The following is a 1,846-nucleotide window of genomic DNA, read 5'->3' as shown; positions in this document are numbered from 1 at the left end:
GAGTTTTTCTTTTTCCTACTCATAGCTATAAGCTTTCCGGAACCACAGGTAAAACCTGTGGTATTCTAAAATAAAAACAAAAATAAGCACCTTAAGTAACAGATGCTTATATCTTTATATTACTCACCTATATTATAATTTCTTACTAGCACTTCTTCAATTTCTCCTCTTCTAGATGCATCACTATTAATTGACCTGGCAGCATTTACTATTTCAATTTCATACTCATTATACAAGTTTCTAATAAATTCCGTGTTACTATTTGATAAAAGAAATTTTATTCCTTTTTTATTTAGCTTATCACACATTCCCTTTAATCTTATTTGCTCTTCTCTTCCGAACCCCTCTGTAGTATATCCTGTAAAATTTGAACTATGACTTACAGGATCATAGGGTGGATCAAAATATATAAATGAATTTTTTCTTATTCCTTTTAAGGATTCTCTATAGTCGCCAGATTTTATTATAATATCATTTTCATTTAAGAATTTGCTTACTGCCCTTAACACTTTATCATTAACAATCTTAGGATTTTTATATCGCCCAAAGGGAGTGTTAAAATATCCTGCTTGATTTACCCTATATAATCCATTGTAACACGTTTTATTTAAGTATATAAATCTACTTGCCTTTTTAACATCAGACCAGCATTTATATTCTTCTTTTCTATCAAACTCTCTCATTTTATAATAATATTCTTCCTTATTAGGATATGTTTCTAAATACTGAATTAATTCCTCCACTTTGTCTCTTATAACATTATATGTATTTATTAATTCGAAATTATAATCATTTATAACTGCCTTTTTAGGTTGTAAATCAAAAAAAATAGCTCCTCCTCCTACAAATGGTTCATAATACTTATAATTACCCTTAGGTATATATTTATTTATTTCTTTAATTAATTGACGTTTGCCACCAGCCCATTTTACAAAAGGTTGAACCAATTTACTTTTCATTTAATCACCTATTTTTTAAATTCATTTTACAATTATCCAATCAAAATTTCAAAACATTATTATTTATGCCGTGAAATCCAGTTCATTATTTAGTTTAACTTTAGCTAACTATTTGACGATTACTTAAATGATTTATATAATTATCTTAATCATAATATTATAATTAATTTGGAGGAAAATTAAATGGGACTATTTAATGGTATAATGGGAAATGCTTCTGAAGTAAATATTGATCATATACAAAGAGACTTTGCTAATATATTGACCTCTTCTGAAAGTGTTGAAAAGGCATACAAATTAATTCGTGACATGTTCATTTTTACAAATAAAAGACTAATATTAGTGGACAAACAAGGAGTTACTGGAAAAAAGACAGAATATCATTCAATTCCATATAAAAGCATCACTCACTTCAGCATAGAAACAGCAGGAAATTTTGATTTAGATGCAGAACTAAAAATTTGGATATCAGGAACTCAACTGCCTATACAAAAACAATTTAATAAAAGTTTAAATATATATGAGCTTCAAAGTGTACTAGCCGAATATGTATTAAAATAAATTTTTCACAGAGGTATTTATCTATTTATGAGAAATGCCCCTGTGAAATTATGTTTTATAATCTTTCTATTAGAAAGTTTCATGCTATACACATCTAAGCATTGGAGATAAGATTAAAAGATATAGACTGCTTAGTAATTATACTCATAAATCGCTAAATAAGTTGACTGGCATACATCATTCACAATTTTACTTTAATGTAGAAATTTTTTGAATACAATTTTGACTTACCTAAATATCTACTTTAACTTTAGTCATGACCACCCCTAAAAGAGGTGGCTTGCTCAGCCCTATAAGGGCGTAATACTTCCAGCGCCTAAATGACG

At 28.0% G+C, this 1,846-nt stretch carries 2 protein-coding genes; one reads left to right on the top strand and one right to left on the bottom strand.

Going from position 1 to position 1,846, the window contains the following annotated elements:
* Positions 1 to 119: 119 nt before the first annotated feature.
* Positions 120 to 959 (bottom strand): DNA adenine methylase, encoded by an 840-nt coding sequence (locus ACJDU8_RS25385; protein WP_406794971.1) that lies wholly within the window; start codon positions 957 to 959, stop codon positions 120 to 122.
* A 183-nt stretch (positions 960 to 1,142) separates the two neighbouring features.
* Between ACJDU8_RS25385 and ACJDU8_RS25380 the strand changes: the two genes are divergently transcribed.
* The gene (locus tag ACJDU8_RS25380; RefSeq protein WP_406794970.1) at positions 1,143 to 1,520 is read left to right on the top strand and encodes a PH domain-containing protein; all 378 of its coding nucleotides are present in this window, start codon (positions 1,143 to 1,145) and stop codon (positions 1,518 to 1,520) included.
* Positions 1,521 to 1,846: the final 326 nt, after the last annotated feature.

This window comes from Candidatus Clostridium eludens (assembly GCF_045310515.1).
GTDB lineage: Bacteria > Bacillota > Clostridia > Clostridiales > Clostridiaceae > Clostridium_B > Clostridium_B eludens.
The sequence above is the reverse complement of the archived record's forward strand: the minus strand, read 5'-3'. Positions and strand labels throughout refer to the sequence as shown.